The 4,364-nt window shown below is 47.6% G+C and carries 10 protein-coding genes; 3 read left to right on the top strand and 7 right to left on the bottom strand.

Going from position 1 to position 4,364, the window contains the following annotated elements; genetic code table 11:
- Window positions 1-30: 30 nt before the first annotated feature.
- Window positions 31-231, bottom strand: a complete 201-nt coding sequence (locus J1785_RS03100; RefSeq protein WP_129951493.1) for a DUF7736 domain-containing protein — start codon at window positions 229-231, stop codon at window positions 31-33.
- Window positions 232-389: 158 nt separating this feature from the next.
- Between J1785_RS03100 and J1785_RS03095 the strand changes: the two genes are divergently transcribed.
- The gene (locus J1785_RS03095) at window positions 390-659 is read left to right on the top strand and encodes a hypothetical protein (RefSeq protein ID WP_129951492.1); all 270 of its coding nucleotides are present in this window, start codon (window positions 390-392) and stop codon (window positions 657-659) included.
- A 67-nt stretch (window positions 660-726) separates the two neighbouring features.
- Here the strand turns inward: J1785_RS03095 and J1785_RS03090 are convergent, their stop codons facing one another.
- Together J1785_RS03090 and J1785_RS03085 are read right to left on the bottom strand one after the other, a co-directional pair.
- Window positions 727-1,002, bottom strand: coding sequence for a hypothetical protein (locus tag J1785_RS03090; protein ID WP_013575787.1), 276 nt, complete (start codon window positions 1,000-1,002; stop codon window positions 727-729).
- A gap of 238 nt (window positions 1,003-1,240) precedes the next feature.
- On the bottom strand, window positions 1,241-1,678 hold the full coding sequence (locus J1785_RS03085) for a DUF4186 domain-containing protein (RefSeq protein WP_238483047.1): 438 nt from the start codon (window positions 1,676-1,678) through the stop codon (window positions 1,241-1,243).
- Between the two features lie 122 nt (window positions 1,679-1,800).
- Here J1785_RS03085 and J1785_RS03080 point away from each other — a divergent pair, with 122 nt between their 5' ends.
- A complete protein-coding gene (locus J1785_RS03080) occupies window positions 1,801-2,055 on the top strand; it encodes a hypothetical protein (protein WP_129951490.1) in 255 nt (84 codons plus the stop codon).
- A gap of 83 nt (window positions 2,056-2,138) precedes the next feature.
- Window positions 2,139-2,297 carry a YqaE/Pmp3 family membrane protein gene (locus tag J1785_RS03075; protein WP_015690040.1) on the top strand — a complete coding sequence of 53 codons (159 nt, stop codon included), beginning with the start codon at window positions 2,139-2,141 and terminating at the stop codon, window positions 2,295-2,297.
- Window positions 2,298-2,373: 76 nt separating this feature from the next.
- On the opposite strand, the gene J1785_RS03070 is transcribed toward J1785_RS03075, so the two are convergent.
- The 4 genes from J1785_RS03070 to fliS all read right to left on the bottom strand — a co-directional run.
- Complete coding sequence (locus tag J1785_RS03070) at window positions 2,374-2,550, bottom strand: GhoT/OrtT family toxin (RefSeq protein WP_013575783.1); 177 nt, start codon at window positions 2,548-2,550, stop codon at window positions 2,374-2,376.
- 117 nt (window positions 2,551-2,667) lie between these two features.
- Window positions 2,668-3,522 carry a helix-turn-helix transcriptional regulator gene (locus J1785_RS03065; RefSeq protein WP_217218782.1) on the bottom strand — a complete coding sequence of 285 codons (855 nt, stop codon included), beginning with the start codon at window positions 3,520-3,522 and terminating at the stop codon, window positions 2,668-2,670.
- Window positions 3,523-3,734: 212 nt separating this feature from the next.
- The gene (gene fliT, locus J1785_RS03060; protein ID WP_129951488.1) at window positions 3,735-4,097 is read right to left on the bottom strand and encodes a flagella biosynthesis regulatory protein FliT; all 363 of its coding nucleotides are present in this window, start codon (window positions 4,095-4,097) and stop codon (window positions 3,735-3,737) included.
- On the bottom strand, window positions 4,072-4,364 hold a 293-nt coding region (gene fliS / locus J1785_RS03055), incomplete at its 5' end, for a flagellar export chaperone FliS (RefSeq protein WP_217218781.1). The genes fliT and fliS, both read right to left, overlap by 26 nt.

Below are 4,364 nucleotides of genomic sequence, written 5' to 3'. Positions count from 1 at the left end.
GGGCAACGTTGTTTGCCCGGCCTTTCTTTTTTACTCCGGCATCAGGCGGTTAAAATCTTCTTCGTACAAACTGCGGCACTCTGCCATAAACTCCGGGTATCCCAGTTCTGAGGTCTGAACTTCCCGGTCAAGCCGCTTTTCCAAATCCTGGTGAAACCACTCAAATTCGCCATGCAGGATGCCGGTAAATCCGGTCAGTATGATGCATTGTTGTGGCGTCAATTTTTGCACGGGGGATCCTTATCATTTGCGGGCTACATCATTCATCTGTGCCAGCTTTTGCGCGATATAAATGTTGAAAGAGAGAAGTGCTTCACGCCGCTATCCTGCAGGACGCGGCAACATATTCTATCCTCTAATGAATCCCACTGGAAAACAAGGAGTCACATATGGATCAGGATCTGTTCGAACAGGCACCTTTGCCACTGCTTACGCGGTTTGAGGTCGGTGACAGGATCAAATTGCTCACGTTTCCGGTAGGCGTACATCCGGCCAGCTATCAGCTGGATGTTGCGATCACCAGTATTCATGATGGTGAATTTGAGGGTGAGATAGTGCGTATTGCCCCTCTCGGTCGCCTGGGGCATCATGAAGCACATTTTAGGGTAGGAGGGCATGTTGCATTTTTTGCCCGAAACATTCAGGGAGTGGCGGCCTGAGACGCAGCCGGAGTCTGAAAACAAAACCCCGCGTCAAAGGCGGGGTTTATGGCTATCAAAAACAAGATTACATCAGGGGTTTCACGTGCTTGGTGAGCGCCTGGGTGGTTAATTCGTCGGCTTTAATCTTCGAACAGTTGCCACAATAGCCCACGAGATACCAGTTTCCGTCTGCACCCTTTTCCGGATTAACTTTGTAGCGTTCGTTACGTTTACCATAAAACTCGCGTTCTGCGTTCTGTGCTGCGTCTTCCCAAAAGCACAACGAAAACTGATGTTGTTTATCAACATGCCGTTGTCCGTTGCGGCTTCCGCCAACCAGTAAATAATGATACTCAGACATGCATCCTCCTTTTCCCAATACGGGCAATTATCCTGACAACAAGTATAAAACTCATTTCACCTGGAAAAGCTCATCCGAAAGACTGCAAAAGAAAGACTTCAAAGGGCGTGCTGAAGGCAACCCGTCGCACAATTCTTATTCCTTTAAAATTATAGAGTAGGATTGCGGTTAAGTTTGTAAATGCAGAAAAAATGTGATGATTATCACCTTTTATTTTTTAACGAGTGTGATGCGCCTCTTACAACAAATTCAGTTGTTGTGCCTTATCCGGGTTAGCTGACGTTTTTTTGCCAGCCTTTTGCGCCTTAGCCACCGGAGCAGGGCGCTGCATTTCCTGATGAAGCCAGTGCATAATGACCGTTACGACATACTCCTGTTGCGCGACTGTCATGTCAGTATGAGCGGGTATGGAATGCCACTTTTCCAGACAGCCGCGACAGCAGGTGGCCGTCGCATGCTGGGCAATAAACACCGGGTGACCGCGCATCGGCGTTTGTTTACCGTCATGTTCCGGCTCAGCCGGAGCAAGACGCTTAGCCATAAAATCCGCCGCATGCCGGCTGACCGTTTCCGGCCCTTTATCCTGACAATACCGGTACTCTTTTACGCCGAGATGGAAACGCTGACGAAAAGGTGAAGCGGACAGGCGCTTAAATACTTGATCGATGGAAAACATAATCGGGAGATCCGGGTAAATTCTATGCGCAGAAATAGCGGCGTTAAACACATCATCTGTCGCCATCAGCGGTTGTCAGACCATGTTAGTTTGGCCTGACTATACCCCCACCGGGATCTGCAATGGCAGAAAAACATGTTATAGATTTGGTCATGTCGGTCAATAAGCACGCTGAAGAAACTGCCATGCAACAAATGATGCTGCGAAACTTTATTATCGTGATGTGCCGCAGTATGACGGCAGAACAAAAGAATCAGGTGAGATGGCAAATGCGCCAGATCCATCAGGTGTCGGATGCAGAACGTCGCAACGGCGATAGCGAAATGCTGGAAAAAACGCGACAGGAGGTGGAAATCATGCTGGCGCTGATCAATTAGGTTTCATCTGATGCCCGTTTCATTTTTCATGCGCTACCATTCTTTATGATAAACAAAGCAATGATAAACAAAGGGAGAATAAGATGGGATTCTGGAGAGTATTGATCACAATTCTTGTGCCGCCATTGGGTGTGCTGATTGGCAACGGTTTCGGTGGTGCATTTCTGCTGAACATCATTCTGACACTTTGTGGTTACCTGCCGGGTTTGATCCACGGATTTTGGGTGCAGACCCGCAAATAACCCTTGCAATGCTGTTATCAGAACCCGGTCTGCAGGCCGGGTTCTTTACACTAACGTGTCTGTAGCGAAGACGGGTTCAGAACAGAGAAAAGAGAAGGACGACCGGCAGGCTCATCGGCCAGGTAAACCCGATAATACCGGAAGTTAACAGCCTTATTTTTATCGTGTCGCGGCTCACCAGCAAAGTGAACAAGACTGCAATGCCCAGCCCGCCCCAGTAAATCGTTTTAATCACTTCCCACCAAACGTGCACAACCAGCCCCTGAACATAAGAAAATAACGGCGTGTATGATATTCCGTTAACATCTGGTAATCAAATATTGTGTGATGTTACTCAAATTTTTGGGTTGTGTCGGTTTGGCGCGAGTTGTTATATATCGTCGGTTGTGAGAAGTGCAGGAGTCGAAAGGGGGCGTAAATGACCCCGGATCGCGGTTGGCGCGAACCCGAAACGCTTGCGGAAACGCTCGGCAAAACGCGAGCCACTTTCATAGCCTACCTGATGGGCAATATGTGAAATTGCCAGATCCGTGCATTGCAGCAGACGCAGCGCGTGAGTCATGCGTACATCGATCATCAGGTTTCGCAGTACACAATTTTCACCCGCCAGACGTCTGCGCAGCATCACTTCATTCATCATCAGCTTTTCTGCCACTTCGGCGGCAGTAAATGACTTATGCAGATTATTGACTAATAATTCACGTACGTTATCTGTCACGCTTTCACTGTGCTGCATGGAATAACGTACACCCAGTTGCGACAACCAGAGTAACTGTTCGAGCATGCGGTGACGGGTTATCGGTGCGGGCAGTCCGTGATGCCAGAGTATGGCTGAGTGAGTGTCGGTAAAACTTTGTTTGAAAGCGCCGGGGATGTGCGGAATAACTTGCAGGGTATCAACAGCAATAAGTGGCGGGCTAAAGCCGGTCGCATGAAGGCCCGCATCACTGAGTAATTGATGATCCCATGCCATGATTGCGCAGCTGAAAGGGCCATTTCCGGATAAATGGTGAGTCATGCTCAGCATTTGCCCGCTGTTAAGCACCAGCATTTCGCCCGTCTGCAATGTCACTTGCTGGCTCTGGTTCGTAATGGAGAGGCTTCCGTTCTGAATGAGAACCAGTTGTGGCTTATTAATATAAACATCATGAATAAAAAGTTCACTATGCTGAATAAGCAGAGAAATGGTTCCTATCCCTGGAGTCACTTTTATTTTACGAACCATGATGATGATGCCCGAAAATGACGACGGCAACCTGTGGTTTGCTGCCTGATAAAAAATTCCCGCTTTGCGAATACAAACAGGCTGCCGGTTGATGCATATAAATTATGGGACAAGGCAGAGAGAACCAGCCCTGGCAGCCAGGCGCTCTCTGCCTCTGAAAGCTTATTTTTGCACAAGAAATATTGGAATAAAAAACAAACAAAAAATAATTATTATTGGTGATCGCCAAAGGCAATCGAACGGAGGTCAATCTTTCCGTAAGTCGTATTCACTTGTTGTTGTCGGGACGACTGACCAATCAGCTCGGTGAGTTTATTCATCCGGGCCTGTAATAATGTTTTAATTGTAGTTTCATTATCCAGAATAATGCGCAAATAGCGGCGGACATCATTCTGAATCATTATCGATGTCTGTTCTGACATCGGCAATCTGGTAGTAGCTTCTACTGCTTTCACGTAACTGACTTCGAGCTCAACCAGCTCATCCCATTTTTCCTCTCTCGCCAGCCGCAACATCTGCTCGCTTAAAGACAGGATCAGTTGATATTCATTAACCAGATACTGATGTTGATCCATTATATTGGTCCTGCGACGGGTGGTAGTTTGGGCCGATTTGCCGCCAGGCATCGGCGATATTTTCAAGCAGGGTCAGCACCTCAGCGATGGCCTCTTGATCGTTGTGTAAATTTGCATGCAATAAACGGCGGACCATATAGGAATAAAGTGCTTCGAGGTTATCCACTAATTCAGGATCACCTTTTTCGCGACTTAAACCGGCTATCAGTCCGTTATCTATGATGTTGATGGCTTTTGATAAAGCATTCCCTTTACCGGGAATATCGC

The organism is Rahnella perminowiae (assembly GCF_019049755.1).
GTDB lineage: Bacteria > Pseudomonadota > Gammaproteobacteria > Enterobacterales > Enterobacteriaceae > Rahnella > Rahnella perminowiae.
Note: the sequence above shows the minus strand (reverse complement) of the source record. Positions and strands in the feature narration are given on the sequence as shown.